Source organism: Mycolicibacterium lacusdiani, assembly GCF_021916785.1.
In the GTDB taxonomy this organism is placed as follows: domain Bacteria; phylum Actinomycetota; class Actinomycetes; order Mycobacteriales; family Mycobacteriaceae; genus Mycobacterium; species Mycobacterium lacusdiani.
Genome location: NZ_JAKCFC010000003.1, coordinates 786,873 through 811,767, shown reverse-complemented (window position 1 = coordinate 811,767; position 24,895 = coordinate 786,873). Strand labels below are relative to the sequence as shown.

The window sequence follows — 24,895 nt, the reverse complement described above, 5'->3', positions numbered from 1 at the left end:
CCATTGACAAGTAATCCTGTCAAAGGACACGATCGAGCGGTGCTCGACGTCGAGGTGATCTCCGATCCGGCTGCAGCCATCACTGCGCTGGACCCCGTGCGCACCCGACTGCTCGCCGAACTGGGCGAACCCGCCTCGGCGGCCACGCTGGCAACCCGCACCGGCATCACGCGGCAGAAGGTGAACTACCACCTGCGTGCGCTCGAGCACCGCGGCCTCGTCGTCGCGGCGGGGGAGCGCAAGTGGGGTGGTCTCACCGAGCGGCTGATGGTGGCGTCGGCGTCGTCGTACGTCGTGTCGCCCCAGGCGCTGGGGCCGGTCGGCGCCGATCCCGCACGATCGGGCGACCGGCTGTCGGCGAGCTACCTCGTCGCACTCGCCGCCCGTTCCATCCGCGAGGTGGGCGAACTGTGGCGGCGCTCCCGCGACGCCGACAAACGACTGGCGACGCTGTCGATCGACACCGCCGTCCGCTTCGCATCGCCGGCGGAGCGCGCCCGGTTCGCCAGCGACCTGACCGACGCCGTCACCGGCCTGGTGGCGCGATATCACAACGAGACCGCACCCCGCGGCCGCACCCACCGCCTGGTGGTGGCTGCCTACCCCGCACCCGCCACCGACTGAAGGGACACGACATGCCCGTGCGTAGAGACGATTCCGGCCGCCGCTGGGTCGAGATGGAATTCCTGGTTCCCGGCACCCCGGAGGACGTGTGGAACGCGATCGCCACCGGACCGGGGATGAGCGCCTGGTTCACCCGCGCCGAGGTCGACGAATTCGTCGGTGGCGAGGTCACCTTCCACTTCGGCGGCGACGCCACCTCGCGGGGGCCCGTCACCGTCTGGGAGCCGCCGGTGCGATTCGGCTACGAGGAGGTGGGGTGGAGCGGCGAGGCGCCACCCGTCGCCACCGAGGTGGTCGTGACCGGTCACAAGGGTGGCCAATGCGTCGTCCGCATGGTGCACAGCCTCTTCACCGATCGCGACGATTGGGACGACGAACTCGAGAGCTTCGAGGGCGGTTGGCCGGTCTTCTTCGCCGTTCTGCGGCTTTACCTGCGGCACTTTGTCGGCCAGCCCGCGGCTGCGGTCTCGGTGATGATCCCGTCCGAGGTCGACGGAACCCTGGCGTGGAGCGCGATCACCGAGGCGCTGAACCTTGCGGGCGCCAACGTCGGCGATCGCCGATCGGCCCCGGCCGGGGCGCCCGAGTTGAGCGGGGTGGTCGAACTGCTGCATCAGGATCGCGACAACCGCTACGTCATGCTGCGCCTCGACGAGCCCGCCGACGGCGTCGCCGTGATCGGTGCGCACTGCGCTCCCGGTGTCGCGATGGTCACCGCGAGCCTGTTCTTCTACGGGTCGGGGGCGACCGACCTCGCCGCCGAGCAGGAGGCGGCGTGGGCTCGGTGGATGCCGGATCGTGTCCGTTCGTCGACTTGATCCGTGACCGGACCGCTGCACACGATGGAGGGCATGCGCCGACTGCTGACCTCGTTGTGCGTCGCGGTCATCGCGCTGGTGGCGGCGCCGCAGGCCCGTGCCGAACTCGTACCGTGGTTCGCCAACCAGGTGGGTAACGCCACGCAGGTGGTTTCCGTTGTCGGCGTGGGTGGTTCGGACGCCAAGGTGGACGTGTACGAGCGGACGTCGTCGGGCTGGCGCGCGGTGGGGGCGGGCATCCCGGCCAAGATCGGCTCGAAGGGCATGTCACCCGAGCACTACGACGGGTCGATGCTGACGCCGATGGGCGTCTACACCCTGGACTTCGCCTTTGGCACGCAACCGAATCCAGGTGGTGGCCTGCAGTACGTGCAGGTGGGTCCGAACCACTGGTGGGACGGCGACATGAAGAGCCCGACCTACAACACGATGCAGGTGTGCGAGAAGGCCAAGTGCCCCTTCAGCACAGCGCTGAGCGACGGGACGGAGAACCTCGACATCCCGCAATACGCTCACGCCGTCGTGATGGGCGTCAACAAGGAACGCGTGCCCGGCAAGGGCGGCGCGTTCTTCCTGCACACCACCGACGGTGGACCCACCGCGGGCTGCGTCGCCATCGACGACGACATGCTCGTGAAGGTCATGCAGTGGCTGCGGCCCGGAGCGCTGATCGCGGTCTCGAAGTAGTCGCCGTATGCGCGTCTGCTACAGCGCGGCGATGGCGCGCCCCGCCTTCACCTTGAAGTCCAATTCCTTGGTGGACAGCGACGCGTCGTAGGTGCGGTCGTAGCCGGTGGCGCTGATCTTCCAGCCGTCGGTCGTCCGGCGGTACCGGTCGTGGTAGAAACCCGCACCGATCAACATGAAGTCGAACGCCGGAACGATGACCTTGTCCTGCAGGTACCAGATCCCGGTCGCCTCGTCGCCGTCGACGACGATCTCCGGATGCGTGACCCGGTGCTCGGTGATGACCTCGGCGGGCATCGAGGTGACCATGAACTCGACGAGCGAGGCGCGGTCGGTGAAGTGGTGCTCCTCGCCGAGTGACTCGCCGTAGTCGCCGACCACGTCCTCGGTGAGCGTGTCGGCGAAGTCGTCCCAGTGCTTGGTGTCGAGCGCGCGCAGGTACCGGTACTTCACTTGCTGGATCTCGTCGATGTCACCCATGGCGACATCGAAACACACCGGCGGGCGCGCGCATATGATTCCGGCGTGGGATTTATTGACGGATACGTGAAATCGCCGTTCGCCGGCATCGCCCCGTGGATACTCCTGTCCGTCCTGTCGGGTCCGGGACGGTTCGAGGAGGCCGCCTCGGCGGCGCTGGGCCTGTCGCTGCTGACGCTGTGGGTCGGATGGCGACGCGCGATCCCCGTGCACCTCCTCGAGGTGTTCGGCGTCGCGTTCTTCGTCGTGATGGCAGGACTGGGCCTGGTGGCCTCCGACGGGATGATCCGATGGCTCGAGTCCTGGGCCGGTGAGGTGAGCAACGTCGCGCTGGCCGCGTTCGCGATCGTCACGCTGCTGATCAAACGGCCGTTCACCGTGGCCTACGCCAAGGACACCACGCCCGAGGAGTATTGGGGCACAGCGCAGTTCTCCAAGGTGAACTATGCGATCTCCGCGGTGTGGGCGGCGGCGTTCACCTTCTCGGCGATCGTCGGTGCGATCGGCGGCATCGTGGCCCACGGATCCGCCGACTTCTGGACGGGCTGGATCCTGCCCATCGGCGCGATGCTCTTCGCGGTCGAGTTCACCGAGTTCTACCCCGACTACGCGGGCGCCGACGAGCCCGAATCGCCACGTCGGCTGCTCGACTGGCTGCCGCCGTTCGTCCTGGTGGTCGGCATCGTGGGCTGGGTGTCGGAGTCGACGTCCGCCGCGATCGGGATCACGTTGATCGTCGTCGGGATGGCCGGATCGGCGTTGACGAGGAAGACGCGGCGGGTCAAAACCTAGTCCTCAGAACACCGTTCGGTCGCCACGCATCACCGAGGGGCGGAGTGTCCCGGCAGTAGCGCCTGCCCGCGGCGGTTATGGTGGCTTGATCATGAGCGAGCCGTTGGGGTTGTCGATCGGCACCACCAGCATGGTCGCGGCTCGGGTGGGCACCACACCCGTCACCCGTCGGTCGGTGCTGACGGTGTCCGGCCAGTCGCTCGGCGGATTCGTCGAGCGCGCCGGAGACCCCGTACCGCTGGTCGCTGCCGACGGGTCGAGGCACCTGGCGGACGACCTGATCGCCGCGGTGCTCGACGAGATGGCCCGCGGTACCGCGCCGGTCGCGATCGCGGTGCCCGCGCACTGGAACGGCGCGACGCTGCGCGCGTTGCGCTCCGCGATGCGCGGCAGACCCAACCTGGCTCCAGGCGGCGTGCCCGCGCGCCTGGTGTCCGATGCCGTCACCACACTGACCGCACTGCACGCGAACCCCGGTCTGCCGACCAGCGGCGTCGTTGCCCTGATGGATTTCGGCGGCGGGGGGACCACCGTCACCCTGGCCGACGCCGCCTCTTCTTTCGAGGCCATCGAGACGCGACGGATTGCGGACTTCTCCGGCGATCAGATCGACCAGGCGCTGATGACCGACGTCCTGGACCGGATCGCCGACGCCGGCGGGGTCGACCCGGCGGGAACCGCAGCCGTCGGCTCCCTCGCCCTGCTACGCGACGAGTGCCGCCGCGCCAAGGAACGACTCTCCGAGCAGGCATCGACCGAAGTGGGCGTCCAACTGCCCGGCCACCACTCGATCGCGACGGTCACCCGCGGTGACCTCCAAGCGCTGCTGGACGGTCCGATCACCGCGGTGCTCACCGAACTCGACGATCTGTTGTCTCGCAACAGAGTTCACTGGTCCGACGTGACGGCGGTCGCGATGGCCGGCGGTGGTGCGCGGATACCGCTGATCGGTGAGCGTCTCGTCGCACACACCCGGTCCCCCGTGGTCACCACGCCGCAGCCGGCACTCGACGCTGCAGTGGGCGCCGCGGTGTTCGCCGCCCACGCTGCCGACTCCGATGCCCAGACCGGTGTTGCGCATGCGGCTGTCGTCACCGAGGCGATCAGCCAGGCGGCACCCGGGACGGCGACCTTCAGAGCACTGGCGTGGTCGCAGGACCAGGACACCGAGGACCCGGTGCCCTACACCGGCCCCGACACCTACGTCCGCGAGGAGCCCCATGGGACGCCTACCGACGCGGTGCCGCAGCACGAAGAACCGCGCGCCTGGCAACGGGTGCCGCAATTGGCGTTCGGCGTCGCTGCCGCCGTGGCCCTGATCGCGGTTGGAGGCGTCGCCATCGCGCTGACCAGCGCCACCGACGAGTCGCGACCCAGCCCGAGTACCGCGCCGGTGACCGCGACGTCCACGGCGCCGCCGATCACCTCGCAGCCCCCTCCGCAGTCCGACCTGCCCCCGCCCGCAGCCGAACCGCCTCCTGGGCCCCCGGTTACCGAGGTACCTCCACCGCCGCCGGAGACCGTCACCGTGGAGCGGCCAGTCACCACCACGCCACCCACCACGACTACCACCACGACGACGACCACCACCACGACGACCACGACGCCGTCGACGACCACCACGACGACCACGACGCCGTCGACCACCACCACCACGACCACGACGACAACCACGCCCCCGATGACGACGAGCTACATCACGGTGCCGTTCGTGCCGGTGCCCATCCCGGTTCAGGTGCCGAACACGCCCGTGCCGCCGCCGGTCTACCAGCAGCCGCCGCTCTTCCCCTACTGACGCTCACAGCAGCGGGTGATGGCACGCCGCAACGTGATTCGGCGCGAGTTCGGCCAACGGGGGGTCGTCCACCCGGCAATCGTCACCGACGCGCGGACAACGGGTGTGGAAGCGACAGCCCGGAGGTGGGTCGATCGGGCTCGGCGGATCACCCTCGAGCACCAGACGCTCCCGTGCCGCGTTCGCTCTCGGGTCGGGCACCGGGACCGCCGACAGCAACGCGTGCGAGTAGGGATGCAGCGGGTGCTCGTAGAGTTCGGCGGCCGTGGCACTCTCGACGATCCGGCCCAGGTACATGACCGCCACGTGGTGCGACACGTGCCGCACCACGCCGAGGTCGTGGGCCACGAACAGGTAGGCCAGGCCCAGTTCGTCCTGCAGGTCCTTGAGCAGGTTGACGATCTGCGCCTGCACCGACACGTCGAGCGCGGAGACCGGTTCGTCGGCGATGATCAGGCTGGGTTCCAGCGCCAGGGCACGGGCTATGCCGATGCGTTGTCGCTGCCCACCGGAGAACTCGTGCGGGAAGCGCTCGGCGTGCTCGGGCCGCAACCCCACCCGGTCGAGCAGGTTGCGCACCCGCCCCTCGACGTCTCGACCCGAGGCGAGTCCGTGCATCTCCATCGGATCGCCGATGATCTGACCCACGCGCTTGCGCGGATTCAGCGAGGCGTAGGGGTCTTGGAAGATCATCTGCATCCGCCGGCGGAACGGTCGCATCTGCCGCCGGTTGCGCCCGACGAGTTCTTCGCCCTCGAACCGCACCGACCCCGAGGTCGGATCGACCAGCTGCAGGATCGTCCGGCACAGCGTCGACTTGCCGCAGCCCGATTCTCCTACGAGGCCGAGGGTTTCGCCCCTGCGCAGCGACAGGCTCGCGCCGTCGACCGCCCGCACCTTGGCGACCTCACGTTCGACCACGAGGCCGGATCGGATCGGGAAGTGCTTGACCAGGTCGGTGACCTCCAGCAGCGGCTCGCTCACGTGCTCACCACCCGTTGCAGGCCGATGCGGCCGTCGACGTCACGCAGCAGGCGCTTCTGATCGAGATCCAGCCAGCAGCGATCGCGGTCCAGCTCCGGCGGGATCGTGCACGCATCGAACTCGTGCGGGCAGCGCGGCGCGAACCGGCAACCCGTCGGTGGGTGCAGCAGCGACGGCGGTTGCCCTGGGATCTGTGGCAGGCGAGGGGGATTCGGCTGATCGAGCCGCGCCAGCGAGCCCAGCAGACCCCACGTGTACGGGTGGCGCGGATCGTAGAACAGGTCGTCGAGCCCAGCGTTCTCCACGATCTGCCCGGCGTACATCACCGCCACGCGGTGGGCGATCTCCGCGACCACGCCGAGATCGTGGGTGATCAAGACGACCGCAAGCCCCCGCTCCCGGTTGAGGTCCTCGAGCAATCGCAGGATCTGCGCCTGAACCGTCACGTCGAGCGCGGTGGTCGGCTCGTCGGCGATCAGGACGTCGGGATCCAGGGACAGTGCCATCGCGATCATCACGCGCTGGCGCATGCCTCCGGAGAAGGAGTGCGGGTAGTCGCGCACGCGTCGCTCGGGATTCGGGATGCCCACCGTGCGTAGCAGTTCCACCGCGCGGTCGCGGGCTTCGCGCTTCGACACGTCGCGGTGCGCGCGAATCATCTCCACCAGTTGGTCGCCCACCCGGTAGACCGGGTTCAGCGACGTCATCGGGTCCTGGAAGATCATCGAGATCCGCTCGCCGCGGACTGCCCGCAGGCGCTCGTCGTCCAGATCGGTCAGTTCGAGACCGTCGAAGCGGACCGAACCGGTGATCGTCGCGTTGGGGGCGCGCGTCAGCCCGATCAGGGTCTGCGCGGTGACGCTCTTGCCGGAGCCGGATTCGCCCACTATGGCGAGGATCTCGCCCTCGTCGAGCGCGAACGACACCCCGTCGACGGCTTGCACCACGCCGCCGTCGGTGGCGAAGCCGACCCGCAGGTCGTCGACTTCGAGGATCACGAAGGTGCCGCCTCTCCCAGTCGGATGCGTGGATCGAGGAACGCGTACGCCAGATCCACGAGGGTGTTGAACAGCACGATGAAGAAGGCACCGAAGATGGTGACGCCCATCAGCGGCGGCAGGTCGAGACTCCCGATGGCCTGCCCGGCGTATAGCCCGACCCCGTTGAGGTTGAACACGGTCTCGGTGAGGATGGCCCCGCCGCCGACGACGGCGCCGAAGTCGAGGCCGAACAGCGTCACGACCGGGATCATCGAGTTCCGCAGCACGTGGCGCATCCTGACCTGACGCTCGCTGATGCCCTTGGCGCGCGCAGTACGCACGTAGTCCTCGTTCATCACGTCGAGCATGTTGGAGCGCAGCACGCGGCTGTAGAAGCCGACGTAGAGCACCGCCAGGGTGAGCCACGGCAGGATCAGGTGGTACGCCCAGTCCACCGGGTCCCTGCCCAGTGGAACGTAGCTGCTGGTGGGGAACAGTTGGGCCTTGAAGCTGAGGTAGTACAGCAGGATCGCCGCGAGCCAGAACACCGGGACGGAGATGCCGACCAGCGACAGGATCGTCAACGCGCGGTCGGTGAACTTGCCCGCGTGCACGGCGCTGAGATAGCCGAACACCAGTGCCAGCGCCATCCAGATCACCGCGGCCCCAATGCACAGCGACAGCGTGGCCGGCAAACCCTTCCAGATCTGCTCGACGACGTTCTGCGAGCTGGCGTACGACGTCAGTTCCCCGGTGAAGATCTGCCGCATCATCGTCACATACTGCTCGGGCAGCGGCTTGTCGAGGCCGAGATCCGCCGTGACGCGCGCGATCAGCTCCGGGTTGGCGTTCTTGCCCGCGATGCGTGCAGCTGGGTCGGAGTTCGGGATCACGTTGAAGATCAGGAACACGATGATGGAGATCGCGAACAGGACCGCGAGCATGCCGAGTAGCCGCCGTGCGACGAAGCGCCCCATGTCAGTGCTCCAGCCTGATCTTGGCGCGCGGATCCAGCGCGTCGCGCAACCCGTCGCCGAACACGTTGAGCGCCAACACCGTCAGCACGATCATCACGCCCGGCACGATCGTCAGGTGCGGCGCGGTGTAGATCGTCTGGTACCCGTCGGCGATCATCGTGCCCCACGACGCGTTCGGCGCGCGCACACCGGCGCCGAGGAACGACAGCGACGACTCGAGCAGCATGTTGTTGGCGATGTTGAGCGTGAAGAAGACGATGATCGTCGACATCACGTTGGGTAGCAGCTCGGCGACCATGATGCGCAACGGCCCGGAACCCTGCGCCACCGCGGCCTCGACGAACTCCTTCTCGCGCAGGGCCAGGATCTCGCCGCGGATGGGTCGCGCCATGTACGGCACGTACACCAGGCCGATGATGAAGATGGGGATCCACAACGAATCGCCGGCGACGACCAGTCCGCCGATCTTCAAGCCCCCCAGTGCGAGTGCGGTGCCGAGCGCGATGCCGAGCAGCAGGACCGGAAAGGCCCACACCACGTCCATGATTCGCGACAGGATCGCGTCGATCCAGCCGCGGTAGTACCCGCACGCCAGCCCGACGAGCACGGCAAGGGCCGTGGTCACCACCGCGGCGGCGACGCCGATGAAGATCGACGTACGGCCGCCGTAGAGCAGCCGCACCATCACGTCGCGCCCGTTCTGGTCCGCGCCGAGGAGGTAGCGGCCGTGCAAGCCGGGGCCCAGCGGCGTGCCGTCCGGTGACACGACGTAGGTCTCCTGCCCGTCGATCAACACCTTGTCGGTGATGTGGTTCTGGTTTGGGCCGGTGTGCGCGACGTGCTCGGCCCACAGCGGCGCGGCCAGGCACAGCAGCACGATCAGCACGAACAGCGCACCGAACACCAATGCCATCTTGTTGCCGCGCAACCGAAGCCATGCCAGATACCAGGGGCTGCGGCCACGAATCGACTCACTGGGGACGCCGACGGGTACCGGAATCTCGCCCGGTGCCTCGACGTCCCCGATGGGGGCGCCCATCTACTTCAGAGCCAGGGCCGAGTAGTCCTGATTGAACAGCAGATGGTTGTAGGCCTTCTCGAAGTCGATGCGCTCCGAGGTGAACGTCGCGAACTGCTCGTTGCCGTAGGGTGCCCACGCGGCCTGCTCCATGAACGACTTGTCGAGCGCCGCGTACTGCTGCTCGACGCCGCCGTCGGAGAGCTGCTTGGCGAGGAGTTCGTCCATCTTCGCGTCGAGGCCGGGGATGCTCACGCGGGAGAAGTTGTTGCCGTTCGTTGGCAGGATGCTCGCGCCGTTGAGCAGCGGCCGGAAGAAGTCGTCCGGGTGCGGGAAGTCCTGGAACCAGTTGGCGAACCCGGTGTCGAGGTCGGGGGTGGCCTGGTTGCCGATGGTGGTGAAGTAGACGTCACCTGCGATGACCTTGAGCGTGGCGTTGAACCCCAGCTGGATCAGCAGGTCGTGGTAGTACTCGCCGATGCGCTTGCGGTCCGGCTCGTCGTTGGTCCAGACGGTGATGTCCTTGTCGGCCGGGTTTGCTTCCGCCAGAAGCGCTTTGGCCTTGTTCATGTCCGGACCGGGGTACAGCTCGTACTCCTCGTACCCGGGCATGCCCGGCGGCAGGATCTGCTGCGTCGGGTGCATCCGTCCACCGAAGACGCGGTTGAGCGCCTCGGGGTCGATGGCGTAGTTGATGGCCTGGCGCACCCGCACGTCGTTGAACGGCGCCGTCTGGTTGTTCATCCAGAAGTAGTAGGTGTTGATCGACTCCTCGAGGCGGAACCGTTCCCCGAAGCGCGTCTTGACCTCCTGGAGCCGGTCGGCGTCCGGCGGGTCGACCATGAAGTCGATGGTGTTCTGCTCGACGCCCGTGACCTGGGCCGAGTTGCTCTTGTTCTGCGTGATCGTGATCTTGTCGACGGCGGCGTCGGCGACTTCGGTTGCGCCGGCGTCCTTTACGGTCTGGAAGTTGGGGTTGCGCTCCATCGTCATCGTCTGCGGCGCCTCGACGCTGGAGATCATGAACGGTCCGCTGGACGGCGGCGGATCGTTGGTCGCGTCCTTGTCCAGTGGAGTGCTTGGCGGAACGGGCGCCGAGAACGGCAGGCCGAGGACGTTCTCGAAGGTGCCGTTGGGCTCGGTCAGGGTGATCTTGATGTCGCCGGTGCCGTCGTTCGTGATGATCCCGGCGATCCGATCGGCCTTGCCCTCGGCGTAATCGCTTGCGCCGACGATCGGTTCGAAGAACACCGAGCCACCGGAGTCCGCCTTGAACAGGCGCTGAACCGCGTAGGCGAAGTCGGAGGCCTTGATCGGGGTGCCGTCGGAGTACAACATGTTCTGCCGGAGCTTCAGCTCGTAGGTCTTGCCGTCGGCGGATACCTTGGGCATCTCCGATGCCAGGCCGGGCACCACCTCGGTGCCTGCCTCTCCCTTGGCGTGCTTGTACGTCAACAGCGGAACGTAGGTGTTGTACAACACCTCCCAGCCCTCGACCGTGTATGACAGCTGCGGATCGATGTAGTCGGGGAACGACGTCATGGTGACGTTGATGTCCCCACCGGTGCCCCCACTGCCCGACGAACTCTCGTCGCCACCGCATGCACCGAGCCCCATGGTCAGGGCCGTCACGCAGACGGCGGTGGAAAGCTTGCGCACTGTGCTCATCGAGTCTCCTCCGGTGGACCGGGGCTGTCCGGTCGGTGTCCTAAAGCTGTACGCCTGTCGACGTGTCCGTAGAGCATCTTCACCGAAAATCCCCGAATGGCAACTCGAACATTCAGGAATGTGACAATTTCGCCGGAAGTATTACGGACGTAGCGAACGTTTGACCGAAAGGAACACTTGGCGGGCGAGCAGGGGCGGTACCGAGTTCCCCAGCTGCGCCTGCACACTGGCCCTGCTCCCGACGAGTTCGAACTCGTCGGGGAACGTGAACAGCCGCTTCACCTCCGCGGCACGCAGTCTCCGGTTGGTCCAGTGGAACGGCCCGACGTTCGGTCCGGGCTGGGCCTGAATGGTCGGTGACGGTTTGGCCGGGTCCAACTTCAGCAAAAAGGACCAGTAGCGGCTGCGCCATTCGAACTTGGGTGCCGGATGTCCGCGTTCTGCCGTGTAGTGCAGGTAATTCCCACCCGGCGGGATCTCATCGAGCAGGGGTGCGTACTGGCCGCGGAGCACTTCCTCGGGTTCGGGGTCGCAGATCAGGCCCGCGAGCGCCTCGCCCGACGTGACGAACGGACGCTCGCCGTTGCCGGTGTCGCGCCGCTCCCAGCGGCCGCCGTGCGTCGGTACCGGAAGCGCGGGCGTCGGCCTGCCCTTCGGGGCGCCGACGATGAACAGTCGCGGACGGGCCTGTGGCACACCGAAGTTGGCGGCGTGCAGGACGTCGAGGTGGTAGGCGTAGCCGGCTTCGTCTATCTCCCGGAGCAGCCGCTGCAGCGCAGGCCGGCTCGCGCGGTTGTCGTAGGTGAGTGCGTAGACGTTCTCCAGCACGAAGGTGCGCGGCCTGGCCTCGCGCAGCACCCGGGTGTACTCCTGCAGCAGCGATGCGTCGGGATCGAGCCCCGAACGCTTCCACTCCAGCCAGAAACCGCTCTTGGAGAAGGGGGTGCACGGCGGCCCGCCGAGCAGCAGATCGGGGCGCTGCCCCTTGCGCAGTCCTGCCGCGCGCAGGATCTCGGCGGTGCTGGTCTCGAGGATGTCCTTCTGGATCACCGGCGACGCCAGTCCCGAGAAGTTCTTCTCCATCGTCAGCGCCGCGTCGCGGTTGCGTTCGACCGCGGCCCGCACGTCGAAACCGGCGGCTTCGGCACCGTGGTCGAGACCGCCCGCACCGGAGAACAGCGAGATCGCCGTCGCCCTCCTGGTGCTCGCCGTGCTGGCCATGGCAAGAGCATCCCATGACCCACCGACGAATCCCGGGTAGCCGGGCCTACCTGTCGAGTTCCTTGGCCAGCAACAGTTCCACCGCGCGTGCCGTCTTGAACGGGAACTTGCGCCAGAACGCGTAGAACTCCGATTCGGTGGCGAACTCGCCGCGACCCGCCCGCAGATCCTCGATCTTGTCGACCGCGCCGATGTACTCGCGGGTGGTCGACGACCGGTGCCTGCTCGCGATCCGCCACGGCTGCTGCACGATCAGCTCGAGGTCCGCGACCCGGCCCGGCCCCGTCTCGTCGAGCGTGTAGATGCCAAGCACGTCGAGGTGGGACGCGTAGTCCGCGAAGGGCCGCATGACGCCGGGGAACGAGATCCGGGGATGCCGGAAGTACGTGTTGCCCGTATAGAGCGTGATGCGGCTCTGCGTACGCCCCAGCGGATTGCCCCGCGCCCCGACCGCCCGCCTGGCGACCTTGATGTCGACGGCATGGAAGCCGCCGCCGAATGCGTCACCACTGAACTCGACGTCCGGGTACCCCCGCTCGGTGCCGCGTGCCGCCGTCGCACCGGGAACGTCCTCGGCCCGATCCATCAGGAAGCTGACGATGCCCACCTCGAGCACGTTGGCCAGTGCTGCCGGTTCCTTCGGCAGCGGCAGAATGTGCCCGCCGGCGGTCAACTGCTGTTCGAGGTCCTCCGGGCCGTGCGCGATCAGCGGCCAGGCGTGATCACCCCGGCTGCGGAACACACCGCCCAGCCCCCAGCCGTAATCGGCGCACTGCTCGCGCAGCCATTCCTCCACCGGCACCACGGGTCAGCGGTGCACGTCGGTGACGGTCGCCTCGATGCTCGCGGTGGTGGGGCCGACGACGTCGGCGACGACCTGGGCGCAGATCCGCTCGACGCGCGCCACGACGTCGCGCAGGTCGACGCCGTAGCGGCCGGACAGCGCCACGGTGACCGAGACGAGTTCCCCGTCACGGACGTCGGCGGTGACGTCGAGCAGCAAGCTGTCCGGGTCGGGCCGGATCGCGCGTGACAGCGCCGTGCGCAGCGCGAGGTCGCTGACCGCCAGCGTGCCGAGCTGCGATCGACCGGTCGGATCGGTCACCGTGATGGGCCAGCCTCCGCGCGGGGTGTCGCGGACCGCGCGAATGATGCGGTCCTCCATGGCATCCCAGCCGTGATCGGGCACCGCGCGTAGCGCGCGACCGGCATGCGCGAACGTACCCATCGAGTCGTAGTCACCTATCGCCATCGTTGAAGCCTCTGCTGGAGGGTGGCGCGTGCGCGGTGGTGCTGACCGCGCGCGCTGTCGGGGCTCAAGTCGAGGATGGTCCCGATCTGAGGGAACGTCAATTCCTCCACTTCCCTCAACAACCAGGCCGAGCGCTGCCGGGGCGGCAGTTCACCCAGCGCCGCCTCCAGCGCGTCGAGGAACTCTTCGTTCGACACGGTGGCGAAGGGATCCGACGTCGGCGACGGGTCGACGGGTTCGATCAGGCGGTCGTCGATGGGGATGGCTCGCTTGACTCGGTGCGAGTCGACTACCTTGCGGGCGCAGATCGTGAACAGCCACGTGCGGACGGTGGATTCGCCCCGGAACGTGCCGATCTGGCGCCACGCCGCGATGAACGTCTCCTGCAAGATGTCGTACACCGCATCGGCGTCGCGCGTCATCCGACGCGCGTAGCGGTGCAGTGCAGGCCCGTGCAGGCGGATCAGTTCCTCGAAGGCCGCCCGGTCACCGGCAACGGCCGCTGCCGCCAGCGCTCGCTCCTGCCCACCGTCGATCGTGGTGTCGAGCATGGTTGCCGGTTCCCTCCCAATGCATGCGCAGTTGCGTCTCTGACGAGCGCACCTCGATCATTCGGAGCCGACGGCGCTCGGGTTGCTGTGGTGAGGACCACACCGACGGGGTATTCGGTTTACCACTTACGCCCCGTCTTACCAGGCGTACCCATCGAAAGGACACCGAACAGATGACCAGCGCCAAGGAATCCACCACCACATCCGAGGGCACCTCGGCCGTCGCCAAGGGCGGCACCGGAACGATCACCTCGAGTCAGGGCAAGACCGTGATCGCCGACGTCGTCGTGTCGAAGATCGCCGGCCTGGCCGCACGCGAGGTCAACGGCGTGTACGCCCTCGGCGGCGGGGCCAGCCGCGCCGTCGGCGCACTGCGCGAGCGCATCCCCGGCGCATCCGTCAACCACTCGCAGGGCGTATCCGTCGAGGTCGGCGAGACCCAGGCCGCCGTCGACATCGACATCGTCGTCGAGTACGGCGTCTCGATCTCCGACCTCGCATCGGGCATCCGCCGCAACGTCATCGCCGCCATCGAGCGCATGACCGGCCTCCAGGTCGTCGAGGTCGACATCACGGTGCACGACATCCACGTCGCTGACGGCTCCGCCGAGGAGAGCCCGGCCGGCGGGTTGACGCGCGTCGAGTGACCGACATGTCCGAAACGGAACTCGCCGATTCGATCGCCGCCGCGATACTCGCCGTGCCCGGTGTGGCCGCACTGCATCCCGGAATGTTCGGCGAGGTCGGCACCTACCTGCCGGGCCGCCGCGTGACCGGGGTGCGCATCGCCGACGACACGGTCGACGTGCACGTCACGGTGCACGAGGGCGTCGACGTCCGCAGGACCGCAGCCGCGGTCCGGGATGCCGTGTCCCTCGTGGCGCCGGGCCCGACCGTGGACGTCACGGTCGAGGACATCGCACCCGCCGTCCGCCCATGACGTCGGAGCGGCGGCGGGCCGCGATCCGCCGCCACCATCCCGACGTCGGCGGCGATCCGGAACTCCTGATCGCCGCACTCGAGGGCGCCCCGTTCAACGAGGCCAATGCCCGCGTAGTCATCGTCGCGACCACGCGGGGTCGGCTCGCCCGCACCCGTCGCCGCGCCACGCGGTGGTGGAACCGCCGCAGGAACTCCGGCCGCTTCGCGCGCCCATTCGACCAACCACGAACGTTCGATCACCAACGGAGGAAACAATGACCACCGCAACTGCCGGCCTGCTCGCCGGTCTACTGCTTGGAGTGGCGGCGGCTGCAGGCGGCTTCACCGGCTTCCTGCTCGCCCTCGTGCTGGGAGCCATCGGCTACGCCGTCGGCGGACACCGCGACGGCGAATTCGACGTCGTCGCACTGCTGCGGGGGCGGGGTCGTGGCTGACACCGTCGCAGCCGCCGATGCCGGCGAGCGCGGCAGCCTCACCGTGCGCGACCGGGCCGTCGAGCGGCTCGTGATCGCGGCGGCACTGGACTGCGACGGCGTCGACCGTCGCAGCACCGGAGTCGACCGGATCACCGGCCGCGAACTCCCCAGGGCCGACGTGGTGGTGTCGGGCGACCACGTCCGTGCGGCCGTCGCGGTCGCCGTCGAATGGCGCCGCCCGCTCGCCCAGACCTCGAGCGCCGTGGCGCAGAGCGTGACCCACGCGCTCGCCACGATGAGCGGCCTCGTCGTCGACGGGGTCGACGTGCACGTGGCCACCGTCCTTCCGCCCGGTGCCGGTACGCCGAAGCGGAGGGTGTCATGACGACCGCGACCGCTCCGAGGCAAGCGGCGGGGGCGAGCTACCTCGCGGCCCTGATGGCGCTGCTGCTCGTCGGCCTTGGCGCCGTCGGCGTTCGCGACGCGCTCCTCGGCGCAGGCGTAATCGACGGCTCGGCCTGGATTCCTGCCGTCCTGCGGCTCTTCGACGGCCTCGTCGCCGGCTCGTGGCTGCTGCCGGTCGGCGTGGTCGCGCTGGTCCTCGGCCTGTTCTGCGTGGTCCTCGCGCTCAAGCCGCGGCGCAGGCGCACTGTCGACGTCGACGCCGACTCAGCGGTGTACCTCGACGTTCGGGAGGTGGCCCGAATCGCCTCTGCTGCAGCTGAAACCGTATCCGGCGTGCTGAAGGCCAACAGTTCCGCCACGCGCCGACGGGTCACCGTCCGCTGCCTCGTCACGGGCCCGGTGTCGCGCGAGGCCATCGAGCAGGCGATCGGCAGCGAACTGGCCGCGCTCACCCATCCCGTACGCATCCGCGTCAAGACCCGAACGGAGGCGACCACGTGACTCGCCGAGCCGAATTCGTCGACCGACTGACCGTGCTGCTGCTCGGCCTCGGCCTGGTGGCCGTTGGCCTGGCCGCCGTGTCGTGGCGGACCAGGTCCGACGGTGCGATCGAGACCCTCTCCATGGCACCGTCCCTCGACGCCGCCGCACAGCCGTGGTGGACGTGGGCCTGTGGAGTCGCAGGCGTCGTGCTGATCCTCGTGGGTCTGCGCTGGCTCGCCGCCCACCGGCGCGCCGCCAAGCCGCCCCCGGTCCGGCTCCAGGCACCCGGCGCCCCGGACAACGCGATCCTCACCGCCGACGTCGCGGGTGTGGTCGACGCCGCCACCCAGGCTCTGCGCGACGAACCCGCGGTGCTCAAGGCCAACGCCAGGGCCACCAGGGAGCGCGGTACGCCGACGGTGACGTTGGACGTGACGGTCGCTGCGCGACAGGGACTCAGCAGTGGTGTGCGAGCCGCCGACGACGTCGCCTGTGCGCTGAGGGAGATGCTTGGCGACGCGGTGGCCGTGCGCACCCGACTGCGGGTCGACGCCAAGCGGACGCACGCCGCGGTGCGCTGATCGCAGGGTCAGCGTTGGGAGAAGACGCTGACCTTGCGGCCGGTCGCCTTCGCGGCGTACATGGCCGCGTCGGCGTCCCGCAGCAGCGTCGCCGCGTCGCGCGAGTCGTCGCGGTGGGTGTCGATGACGCCGATGCTTGCCCCGAGGTGCAGTGTGCCCCCAGGAATTTCGATCGGCTCGGTCAGCACGTCGCGGATGCGGCCGACGAATCGCTCGAGCGCTCCGTCCTCCAGTTCCCCGATCAGCAGTGCGACGAACTCGTCACCCGCCAACCGTCCGACGATGTCGTTCCTGCGGACTGCCGAACACAGCCGGTTGGCCGTGGCCTGGAGCACCGTGTCGCCGACGTCGTGCCCCAGCGTGTCGTTGACGGTCTTGAGGTCGTCGAGATCGATGAACAGCACGGCCCGCAGGAGTCCGGCTCTACGGTGCAGCGCGTCGATGGTCTCCATGATGTGAGCGCGGTTGGGCAGGCCGGTCAGACCGTCGTGCGCGGCTTGGAAGGCCAGGTGCTCGGTGGCCGCCCGCTGCGAGGTCACGTCGGTGAACGACACGAGCACCGGCGACCGGTCCGGCGAGTCGGGATGGAGCAACTGACAGTTCGCCGACAGCCAGACGCGCCGCCCGTCCGGCCTGTCGATGCCCATGATGCGCCCGATCGTCGGCAGCCCGGTGGTGAACGCACGCGCGATCGGCCGCTCCCCAGGCCGCAGCAGCGCGCCGTCCGCGTCGTAGAGGGGAAGGTCATGCACGCTGAAGTCCTCTGGCTGGCCGTCGAGACCGAGGATGCGGCGTGCGGCCGGGTTGATGGTGAGCATCCAGCCGTTCTCGTCGATGACGAAGATGCCCTCGGGTAGCGCGTTGATGACGGTGCGCAGATTGCGCGACGCGCGGCGCAGCGCCGTCTCGTCGGAGCAGATCAGGACGAAGCCGTCGTCGTACTCGGTCGCCGACACCCGCATGGTGCGCACGGTGCCGTCCATCGCGTAGTGCGAGGCGTGGGTCACCCCGCCGTCGCGTACGACGGAGGCCGGGTCGATGGCCGCTCCGACGGCGATCTCCAGGGGGAGGGCGAGCGCACGGTGGGCCGGTCGCAGATAGACCCGTTCGGCCGCGGGGTTCCAGCTCGTGACCATGCCGGCGCGGGTCACGGCGATGATGGCGTCGCCGGCGTTCTCCACCAGCGCCGCCTGTTGGGCGAGTGCGTCCTGGGTGGCGCGGACGTCGGTCAGGTCCCGCAGGATCAGCTGGTAGGCGGTCGCCCCCTTCCACGTCGTCATCACCGACAGCACCTCGACGTGGATCTCGGCGCCGTCGACGCAGACCATCGTGGCCCGCAACGGCAGGGACGCGTCGCCGGGGCGGCGCAGCGCGGCCGTTCGGCCTACGACCTGAGGTACCGACCTGGCGTGTACGAACCGGGACACCGCGTGGCCGAGCAGTTCGCGCGCACTTCGCGCGCCGAGTCGCCGCACCGCGACGGCGTTGAAGAAGACGAATCGGCCGTCCTGGTGGATGCAGATGGCATCGGGACTGTGGTCGATGATCTGCGCAAAGGCATCGCTGCCGGCGTCCGGACCACGGGGTTCGTGGGTGGCGGGCCGGTGAGTGGGGGTTGCGGTCGGCGGGTCGATGCGGAGGTTCGGGGGAGTGTGCGCCCGGCCGTTCGAGCGACCGTCGGCGGCGGGATGCGGACGACCGTTCTGGCCGGGCTCGCGATGACCGTTGTGGGTCGGCGCCTTGACGAACGCGTCGATGGCGACCGGACCCGTACCCGGATCCTCGTCCCCGACGAACGGCTCGCGATGCCTCATTGGGTGCCCCCGCACACCGAAATCGCCATGACAGTTTCCCCGACGTCCGACGGCTCGGCTCCCAGCCACCTTCGTTGCTTTGCTATCGAACTTCGCTTGGTGGATGTGAAAGTTTGCTCAACGTCTGAACCGGTGCGGCTGGAGATCCCGACCCTACCCGATTGGCCTCCGCTTTCCCGAACTTGGGAGTCGACACGCTCCGTTAGCCGGTTATTGGCGTCGCCGTCGTTTCTTCGCTGAACCCCCACGACCCGTGCCGATAGCCCTTGCCGTCTCGCATGTTCGGCGTGTCGCGGCCGGTGTCGGGGTGGCCAGCAACGGGGTTGCTCACCATCCGATCGGTGGGCGCGCGACGGGCGATGGTGCGAGCCCGCACTGCTCCGGCGTTGCTCGCCGCGGAACCGCCGCATTCAGCCGGCTGATCTTGATCTGCCGAAGTCGTTCGGCGACAACTCCTTTCGTTCCGGCCGCCCCGGGGCCGTGATGGCGGGACCTGGGAGCCGGTTGCGTAGCCCGTCATCGGAGCCTGCGGTTTCGGGCGTCGTTGGGTCGTCGCCGGGCGATGCCTGCATAGCAACTTACGTTGCTAAACAATAACTATGCAACTGAAGTACCAGCTAAAGCCATAAAAATACAAAAGGTATGGTATTGCTATATCGACCATACGGATCGCGTTGCATCGTCCGGTGCACGCCACCAGAGAGGGATGACTCTGTGAAGCTTCGCGAGGCGACGGTGTTCGACGGATTCACTCGGGCTGCATGCTGGGATCCGGTGGCGGAGTGCACGATGGTGATGGCGACGCCCGAGGCGGAACCCGAGCTCTTCGCGGACTATCACCGCGGTGCGGTCGCGAGCTACGAACGTTTCGGGGTCAGCGATGCCTTGGACTCCGACCGGGCGCAGTGCGCCGATGACACCGGATTGTTCTGGGCCCTGACCGACGTCGACGGCCGCGTCGTAGGCGGGGTGCGGGCGAAGGGTCCGCTGCGTTCCGCGGACGACTCACATGCCGTGGTGGAGTGGGCAGGCCAGGCCGGCGAGTCCGAGGTGCGTGAGATGATCAACGAGCGCGTGCCCAACGGCATCCTCGAGATGAAGGCCGCCTGGCTTGCCAAGGACCCGACCGGAGGGCGGCACCGGGCGAAGATGATCGCCCGCAGTGGCTTCCACGCGATGGCGATCTTCGACGTCGACTTCTGCATGGCAACGACGGCAGCGCACATCCTCGAGCAGTGGCGGTCGTCGGGCGGAGTGGTCGCCGCGATCCCGGCGACTCCCTATCCCAACGAGCGGTACCAGACCCAGATGATGTGGTGGGACCGCCGCACGTTCGCGGCGCACGGCGAGTCCGATCAAATCGAGGCCATCATCCGGGAGATGACGCAGGTGCGCCGCTCGCTGCAGCCCGGTCGCGCCGGTCTGGTCGGGGCCGCGACGCCGCACCGCTCGGCGCACGAGCGCTCGTGGCCGCAGCGCGGCAACCTTCAGACGATGGGTGATCTCGCCACCGCCTAGTGATCGTGACCTGCTCGAATGTTGACCAGACGGTTGCGGCATCAAAAGGCGCGCAGCTATAGTCACGGTTCTGTAACAGCGAGCGAACGGTCCGGTATCGGGATTTGCCAGTCGAACCCCGATTCAAACGTAGGGTGCTGCCAGTGGGACGACATGCGTTAGCCAGTAAGCGGCGGACGTCATCGGTTCTCGCCGCCACGGTGATCGGCCCCATCGCGGTACTCCTCGCCTCCGCGGGAGACGTACAGCCGCAGACGGCCATGGTCAAGGCTGCGCCGGCGCCCGTGACACCCGTGGCCGCCGCCGCACCGTGCTGCCTCGAGGTCGTCTCGGCCCCGGACGAGTTCGTTCCTGCACCGGTCGTCGCTCCGCAGGAGGGCGCGCAGGCAGGTCCCGCGCAGTTGGTGTCGTCGTCGCGGTGGCGTACGGCCGCCAAGCCTCCCGAACTCCTGCCCGCCGGGCTTGCCCCGGAGAGCGGCCTGCAGATCAAGACCATCCTGGTCGCCAGGGCCATCAGCAAGGCGTTCCCCGAAATCACCAGCATCGGTGGACATCGATCCGATCCGCTGCCGTGGCACCCGAACGGCCTCGCGATCGACGTGATGATCCCGAACCCGGGTTCGACATCCGGCATCGCGCTCGGCAATGAGATCGTGGCGTTCGTGCTGAAGAACGCCAAGCGCTTCGGTATGCAGGACGCGATCTGGCGCGGGGTGTACTACACGCCCGGCGGCCCGTCCGGAGGCGGCGCAGGGCACTTCGACCACGTGCACATCACGACCACCGGCGGGGGATACCCGACCGGTGAGGAGCTGTACTACCGCTGAGCCGGCCTCGGGACTAGAAGACGATGGTCTGATTCCCGTAGCGGATGATGCGGTCCTCGCAGTGCCACAGAGCGGCCCTCGACAGCACGGCACGTTCGACGTCGGCACCCAGGCGGACGAGGTCGTCGACGCCGTGGCGGTGATCCACCCGCACGACGTCCTGCTCGATGATCGGGCCCTCGTCGAGGTGCTCGGTGACGTAATGTGCCGTGGCGCCAACGAGTTTCACGCCACGTTCCCGCGCTCGACGATAGGGTGCAGCGCCCACGAACGACGGTAGGAATGAGTGGTGAATGTTGATCATCGGGCACCCCACCTCGGTCAGGAATGCGGGCGTGACGATCTGCATGTAGCGCGCCAGCACGACCAGATCCACGTTGCCCCGGAGCAGGTCGAGTTGGCGCCGCTCGGCCTGGTCGCGGACCGCCTCGTTCGCCGGTACGTGCATGAACGGCACACCGAACGGTCGCACCTGATCGGCCAGGTCGGGATGGTTGGAGATCACCATCGACACCGACATGTCGAGTTCGCCTCGTCGGTTGCGCCACAACAGATCGAGGAGGCAGTGGTCGGTCCGCGACGCCATGATCGCCACCCGCTTGGGCTTGGCCGCCTCGGTGAACGCGAAGTCCATGCCGAAGCGCCGAGCCAATTGGTGTTCGAAGTCGCGTTCCAGCGCGTCGCGCGCCGCGGACAACCCGGGAAGGTGAAATATGGTGCGCTGCATGAACGTTCCGCCGGAGTGCTCGGTCGAGTGCTGGTCCAGTGACACGATGTTCGCTCCGGCCTTGGCCAGGAAGTCGGTGACTGCGGCCACCAGGCCGGGTTGGTCGTTGCAGTGCAGCAGCAAACGGCCCACGTCCCGAATTCGTCGAGTCTCCCGGCCGGGGTCGGGATAGTGCCCGCCGTCCTGCTCCGCCGATACGTTCGCGTCTGCTCGATCCGTCATGACCACACCCCTGTCGATTGACTTCCTCGTGACGTAACACCAGGGGCGCCGGCATGGCCGACGCCCCTGGTGTGTTGGCAGTACTGACCGGTCAGAGTCGTTGGCTACCCGTTATGCGGAGCCTCTAGGAGGAGGCTCCATCGGCGCCGTCGGCACCGTCGCTACCACCGGCGCCGGCAGTGCCGGACCCGCCGGTCGCTCCGGTTGCTCCGGTCGAGCCGGCGGTGCCGGTCGCTCCGGTTGCCCCAGCCGCTCCGGTCCCACCCGTGGCGCCGGTGGTACCGGACCCGCCGGTGTGCCCGAAGAGGCCGCTGCCACCCGCAGTGCCGGTTGCGCCGCCGGTCCCGCCGGTGCCGCCGGTCCCGCCTGCAGCACCGGTGCCCCCGGTCCCGCCGGAACCACCGGTTCCACCCGTTCCGCCAGCGCCTGCCGGGCCACCCGATGCGCCCGAACCGCCCTCGCCGCCGGTTCCGCCGACGCCGAGGACGCCGCCTCCGGTGCCTGCGCCGCCCGCGCCGCCGACCCCGCCGTTGCCGCCGGCAGCGCCGTTACCACCAGTGCCGCCAGTGCTGCCAGCGCCGCCGTCGCCGCCGGCACCGCCCGCTTGTCCGGTGCCACCCGCGCCGCCGGTTCCGCCGGTGCCGCCGCTACCGGCCGCACCACCGCCACCGAACAGCCCGCCGCTACCGCCGTTGCCGCCTGCGCCTGCCGCGGTGCCTGCGGTTCCCGCGGTACCAACGACGGTTCCGTTACTGCCTGCACCGCCCGCGCCGCCTGCGTTCCCGGTGCCGCCAGCTTGGCCGGCCGCTCCGATTCCACCGTCGCCGCCGACGCCGCCTGCCCCGCCGATGGCCGCCCCGTTGGTGTTCACCGCGGCGCCTCCGGCACCGCCTGCACCACCGTCGGTAGCACCGGTTCCGCCGTTGCCGCCGTCGCCGCCATCACCACCGACGGAAGTGCCACCCGCAGTACTCGATGCGCCACCGGCGCCACCTGCTGCGCCGTTGCCGCCCGGAGTGCCGCTGCCGCCAAGGCCGCCGTCACCACCGGTACCCGCAGCACCGGCGGTTCCGCCGGCACCGCCTGCGCCGGCGGGATCACCCGGGTTGCCGGGTGCTCCTGCACCGCCGGTGCCTGCCACTCCGGCTGCGCCCGCGACTCCTGCAACGCCGCTACCTGCTGGATTGATGCCGTTGGCGCCCGTCGTGCCCGTGCCCGTGCCGTTCGCGCCGGTCGTGCCGTTCGCGGCTGCGGCGCCTGCCGAGGTGCCGGGCGTGCCGGGCGTGCCTGCACCACCGAGGCCGCCGTCACCGCCGTGTCCGAATAGTGCGAGTAGTCCGGCATTTCCGCCATTGCCGCCGGTAGCACCGAGTCCGCCGACGCCGCCGTTGCCGCCGTTGCCGAAGAACAGTCCGCCCCGGCCGCCGTTGCCGCCTGCCACACCGGGAGCCGCGGAGGCGCCGAGGCCGCCGTAGCCGAGGAACAAGCCGGCGTTGCCGCCGTTGGCACCGGTGCCGGCTGCGCCGTCGACGCCGTTGCTGACGAAGATGTTCAAGATGGGGATGATCCCTGCGATGCCGATGAGGCCGTAGAAGGGATCATTCGAGTAGAAGGTGTGGAAGGGCTCGACCGGCCCGAAGGTGATGGTCGATGCCGCCGCCAACGCGTTCGGAACGAAGGAGAGGCTGGCGCCCAGCGTTTGCGTCCCGCACTCGGTGGGCGCGAGGACGCACTGCGACGACTCCGGTGCCAGCGGCGCGAACTGCGTGGGTGCCGCCTGGGCGGTGCCGGTCGACAACGCACTCAGTGCGCCGGCGCCTGCAATCGCGATGCCCGCGGCGTAGAGGGAATTCTTCATGTCAAGCTCCTATTCGGGCTCGTCAGAGCCAGTAACGCAATGTTGTCGAGTGACAGGTCATGCACGCCGGTGGCTGTCGCGAATTGGTCGCGAGGCCGAGCCTCCCTCTGTTCCAGTCCTGCGTGTATGCGCTTGAGAGTACACCCATGCATGCTTGCATGCATTGTGAAATGCGTGTAACCATTGGGCATCGCGGAAGTGGTACGGATAGGGGGCGGCGGTCATGTCAGACGAATTGACGGGCGAGAAGTCGCCGGAACCCGACGCTTCCGTGCCATACGCTGAGTCGGTGGCACCGGGCGCAGCACCACAGGCGGGAGCAGCGTGGTGGCGTTATGTGGTCACGGTGACGGGCGACGTGCCGCAGAAGGAGATCGCCAACGCGACGGGCATCGACCAGTCGAGCATTTCCAGGTGGCAGCGGGGGACCAGTAGTCCGCGTGCCGAGGCGGTAGTCGCACTCGCGCGGGCGTACGGGCGGTCTCCGGTCGAGGCCCTGGTGGCGGCCGGTTATCTGACGAGTAGCGAAGTAGGCGTCGTGGAACTCACGACACTCACGGGTGACTTGACCGGAGTGTCGGTCGACTCCCTGCTGAACGAACTACGGCGTCGGGTGCTCTCTGCCAATCCCCAGGAGGCGGAGGGCTGGCCGGTTGGCTGGTCCGCCGACAACCCGGCCATTCGCGGGCCGCAGGACGTCCAGGAGAGCGGCGACCTCATTGGTTGACAGGTCGTCGGGGCGGACCCGCGACATGACCTGCTGCAGTTCGTCGCGCAAACTGGACGAGCGATGGTCCAGCTCCGTCGGCAGGTAATCCACGCCGGCATCGACGTCTTGACTGGCCTGCGTCGGCACCGTGTCCGCCATACCATTTCCCCGATTTCTGGCGAACGAAGTGTTCGACCCCCGCGTTTCCTGGACGTCGGGTCAGCGAACTGATTCGGCGCGTTGTCCTCATCCTGCGCTCTCGCCTGACGCTTGCGCAAGCATTCCTCGGTGCGGGCGAACCTGTGCAGGCATGGCGAATTATGAAATGCGTGTTCTAGTGGCCAAACGAGTCGATTGGCAATCTTCTGACAAAATAATTAGCAAACAAAATAACTTCATGTTTTACCGTTCCACCAGTTGATCAACACAGCAAACTGCAATCTGGCGTCTTCCTTCGGCTCGCTTAGCGCGATGGCTACACCGCCGTAAACCATCGGGGCTGCCCCGTGACTAAGCGCATTAGCCCGCGACGGACTTGATCCGATG

28 protein-coding genes are annotated in these 24,895 nt (G+C 68.3%); 15 read left to right on the top strand and 13 right to left on the bottom strand.

Annotated features, from left to right (window positions below; genetic code table 11):
• Positions 1-39: 39 nt before the first annotated feature.
• From LOK44_RS13650 to LOK44_RS13640, 3 genes are read left to right on the top strand one after another with little or no spacing between them, the layout of a single operon-like run.
• On the top strand, positions 40-624 hold the full coding sequence (locus LOK44_RS13650; protein ID WP_237570552.1) for an ArsR/SmtB family transcription factor: 585 nt from the start codon (positions 40-42) through the stop codon (positions 622-624).
• An 11-nt stretch (positions 625-635) separates the two neighbouring features.
• Positions 636-1,442, top strand: a complete 807-nt coding sequence (locus tag LOK44_RS13645) for an SRPBCC family protein (protein WP_237570551.1) — start codon at positions 636-638, stop codon at positions 1,440-1,442.
• 33 nt (positions 1,443-1,475) lie between these two features.
• Positions 1,476-2,129 carry a L,D-transpeptidase family protein gene (locus tag LOK44_RS13640; RefSeq protein WP_237570627.1) on the top strand — a complete coding sequence of 218 codons (654 nt, stop codon included), beginning with the start codon at positions 1,476-1,478 and terminating at the stop codon, positions 2,127-2,129.
• Between the two features lie 18 nt (positions 2,130-2,147).
• Here LOK44_RS13640 and LOK44_RS13635 read toward each other — a convergent pair whose 3' ends face one another.
• The gene (locus LOK44_RS13635) at positions 2,148-2,609 is read right to left on the bottom strand and encodes a nuclear transport factor 2 family protein (protein ID WP_237570550.1); all 462 of its coding nucleotides are present in this window, start codon (positions 2,607-2,609) and stop codon (positions 2,148-2,150) included.
• Positions 2,610-2,654: 45 nt separating this feature from the next.
• Here LOK44_RS13635 and LOK44_RS13630 point away from each other — a divergent pair, with 45 nt between their 5' ends.
• Both LOK44_RS13630 and LOK44_RS13625 read left to right on the top strand, forming a co-directional pair.
• Positions 2,655-3,401: a DUF3159 domain-containing protein gene (locus LOK44_RS13630; RefSeq protein WP_308192740.1), complete on the top strand. Its 747-nt coding sequence runs from the start codon at positions 2,655-2,657 to the stop codon at positions 3,399-3,401.
• A gap of 91 nt (positions 3,402-3,492) precedes the next feature.
• Positions 3,493-5,196, top strand: a complete 1,704-nt coding sequence (locus LOK44_RS13625) for an Hsp70 family protein (RefSeq protein ID WP_237570549.1) — start codon at positions 3,493-3,495, stop codon at positions 5,194-5,196.
• A gap of 3 nt (positions 5,197-5,199) precedes the next feature.
• On the opposite strand, the gene LOK44_RS13620 is transcribed toward LOK44_RS13625, so the two are convergent.
• The 9 genes from LOK44_RS13620 to LOK44_RS13580 form a co-directional block, all read right to left on the bottom strand.
• A complete protein-coding gene (locus LOK44_RS13620) occupies positions 5,200-6,180 on the bottom strand; it encodes an ABC transporter ATP-binding protein (protein ID WP_237570548.1) in 981 nt (326 codons plus the stop codon).
• The gene (locus LOK44_RS13615; RefSeq protein ID WP_237570547.1) at positions 6,177-7,178 is read right to left on the bottom strand and encodes an ABC transporter ATP-binding protein; all 1,002 of its coding nucleotides are present in this window, start codon (positions 7,176-7,178) and stop codon (positions 6,177-6,179) included. The genes LOK44_RS13620 and LOK44_RS13615 overlap by 4 nt, the downstream gene beginning before the upstream one ends.
• The gene (locus LOK44_RS13610; protein WP_237570546.1) at positions 7,175-8,137 is read right to left on the bottom strand and encodes an ABC transporter permease; all 963 of its coding nucleotides are present in this window, start codon (positions 8,135-8,137) and stop codon (positions 7,175-7,177) included. The genes LOK44_RS13615 and LOK44_RS13610 overlap by 4 nt, the downstream gene beginning before the upstream one ends.
• Before the next feature lies 1 nt (position 8,138).
• Positions 8,139-9,176: an ABC transporter permease gene (locus LOK44_RS13605; protein ID WP_237570545.1), complete on the bottom strand. Its 1,038-nt coding sequence runs from the start codon at positions 9,174-9,176 to the stop codon at positions 8,139-8,141.
• Entirely contained in the window at positions 9,177-10,823 is a 1,647-nt protein-coding gene (locus LOK44_RS13600) for an ABC transporter substrate-binding protein (protein WP_237570544.1), read from the bottom strand. It abuts the gene before it with no gap.
• A gap of 141 nt (positions 10,824-10,964) precedes the next feature.
• Positions 10,965-12,044 carry a DNA cytosine methyltransferase gene (locus tag LOK44_RS13595; RefSeq protein ID WP_237570543.1) on the bottom strand — a complete coding sequence of 360 codons (1,080 nt, stop codon included), beginning with the start codon at positions 12,042-12,044 and terminating at the stop codon, positions 10,965-10,967.
• Between the two features lie 46 nt (positions 12,045-12,090).
• A complete protein-coding gene (locus LOK44_RS13590; protein ID WP_237570542.1) occupies positions 12,091-12,849 on the bottom strand; it encodes a type II restriction endonuclease in 759 nt (252 codons plus the stop codon).
• A gap of 3 nt (positions 12,850-12,852) precedes the next feature.
• Entirely contained in the window at positions 12,853-13,296 is a 444-nt protein-coding gene (locus LOK44_RS13585; protein ID WP_237570541.1) for a hypothetical protein, read from the bottom strand.
• Complete coding sequence (locus tag LOK44_RS13580) at positions 13,287-13,847, bottom strand: RNA polymerase sigma factor (RefSeq protein WP_237570540.1); 561 nt, start codon at positions 13,845-13,847, stop codon at positions 13,287-13,289. The genes LOK44_RS13585 and LOK44_RS13580 overlap by 10 nt, the downstream gene beginning before the upstream one ends.
• A gap of 173 nt (positions 13,848-14,020) precedes the next feature.
• On the opposite strand from LOK44_RS13580, the gene LOK44_RS13575 reads away from it, so the two are divergent.
• From LOK44_RS13575 to LOK44_RS13545, 7 genes are read left to right on the top strand one after another with little or no spacing between them, the layout of a single operon-like run.
• The gene (locus LOK44_RS13575) at positions 14,021-14,494 is read left to right on the top strand and encodes an Asp23/Gls24 family envelope stress response protein (protein ID WP_237570539.1); all 474 of its coding nucleotides are present in this window, start codon (positions 14,021-14,023) and stop codon (positions 14,492-14,494) included.
• A gap of 5 nt (positions 14,495-14,499) precedes the next feature.
• Complete coding sequence (locus tag LOK44_RS13570) at positions 14,500-14,787, top strand: Asp23/Gls24 family envelope stress response protein (RefSeq protein WP_237570538.1); 288 nt, start codon at positions 14,500-14,502, stop codon at positions 14,785-14,787.
• Complete coding sequence (locus tag LOK44_RS13565) at positions 14,784-15,047, top strand: hypothetical protein (protein ID WP_237570537.1); 264 nt, start codon at positions 14,784-14,786, stop codon at positions 15,045-15,047. Before LOK44_RS13570 ends, LOK44_RS13565 begins: the two co-directional genes overlap by 4 nt.
• On the top strand, positions 15,044-15,223 hold the full coding sequence (locus LOK44_RS13560) for a hypothetical protein (protein ID WP_163919472.1): 180 nt from the start codon (positions 15,044-15,046) through the stop codon (positions 15,221-15,223). The genes LOK44_RS13565 and LOK44_RS13560 overlap by 4 nt, the downstream gene beginning before the upstream one ends.
• A complete protein-coding gene (locus LOK44_RS13555) occupies positions 15,216-15,590 on the top strand; it encodes an Asp23/Gls24 family envelope stress response protein (RefSeq protein ID WP_237570536.1) in 375 nt (124 codons plus the stop codon). The genes LOK44_RS13560 and LOK44_RS13555 overlap by 8 nt, the downstream gene beginning before the upstream one ends.
• Entirely contained in the window at positions 15,587-16,111 is a 525-nt protein-coding gene (locus LOK44_RS13550; RefSeq protein ID WP_237570535.1) for a DUF6286 domain-containing protein, read from the top strand. The genes LOK44_RS13555 and LOK44_RS13550 overlap by 4 nt, the downstream gene beginning before the upstream one ends.
• Positions 16,108-16,674, top strand: a complete 567-nt coding sequence (locus LOK44_RS13545; RefSeq protein ID WP_237570534.1) for a hypothetical protein — start codon at positions 16,108-16,110, stop codon at positions 16,672-16,674. The genes LOK44_RS13550 and LOK44_RS13545 overlap by 4 nt, the downstream gene beginning before the upstream one ends.
• A gap of 8 nt (positions 16,675-16,682) precedes the next feature.
• On the opposite strand, the gene LOK44_RS13540 is transcribed toward LOK44_RS13545, so the two are convergent.
• The gene (locus LOK44_RS13540; RefSeq protein WP_237570533.1) at positions 16,683-18,488 is read right to left on the bottom strand and encodes a diguanylate cyclase; all 1,806 of its coding nucleotides are present in this window, start codon (positions 18,486-18,488) and stop codon (positions 16,683-16,685) included.
• Positions 18,489-19,202: 714 nt separating this feature from the next.
• On the opposite strand from LOK44_RS13540, the gene LOK44_RS13535 reads away from it, so the two are divergent.
• Entirely contained in the window at positions 19,203-20,006 is an 804-nt protein-coding gene (locus LOK44_RS13535) for a hypothetical protein (RefSeq protein ID WP_237570532.1), read from the top strand.
• A gap of 143 nt (positions 20,007-20,149) precedes the next feature.
• Positions 20,150-20,833, top strand: coding sequence for a VldE C-terminal domain-containing protein (locus LOK44_RS13530; RefSeq protein WP_237570531.1), 684 nt, complete (start codon positions 20,150-20,152; stop codon positions 20,831-20,833).
• Positions 20,834-20,846: 13 nt separating this feature from the next.
• Here LOK44_RS13530 and purU read toward each other — a convergent pair whose 3' ends face one another.
• Together purU and LOK44_RS13520 are read right to left on the bottom strand one after the other, a co-directional pair.
• A complete protein-coding gene (gene purU / locus LOK44_RS13525; protein WP_237570530.1) occupies positions 20,847-21,782 on the bottom strand; it encodes a formyltetrahydrofolate deformylase in 936 nt (311 codons plus the stop codon).
• Positions 21,783-21,906: 124 nt separating this feature from the next.
• The gene (locus tag LOK44_RS13520) at positions 21,907-23,640 is read right to left on the bottom strand and encodes a PGRS repeat-containing protein (RefSeq protein WP_283817806.1); all 1,734 of its coding nucleotides are present in this window, start codon (positions 23,638-23,640) and stop codon (positions 21,907-21,909) included.
• 289 nt (positions 23,641-23,929) lie between these two features.
• On the opposite strand from LOK44_RS13520, the gene LOK44_RS13515 reads away from it, so the two are divergent.
• Complete coding sequence (locus LOK44_RS13515) at positions 23,930-24,367, top strand: helix-turn-helix domain-containing protein (RefSeq protein ID WP_237570529.1); 438 nt, start codon at positions 23,930-23,932, stop codon at positions 24,365-24,367.
• Positions 24,368-24,895: the final 528 nt, after the last annotated feature.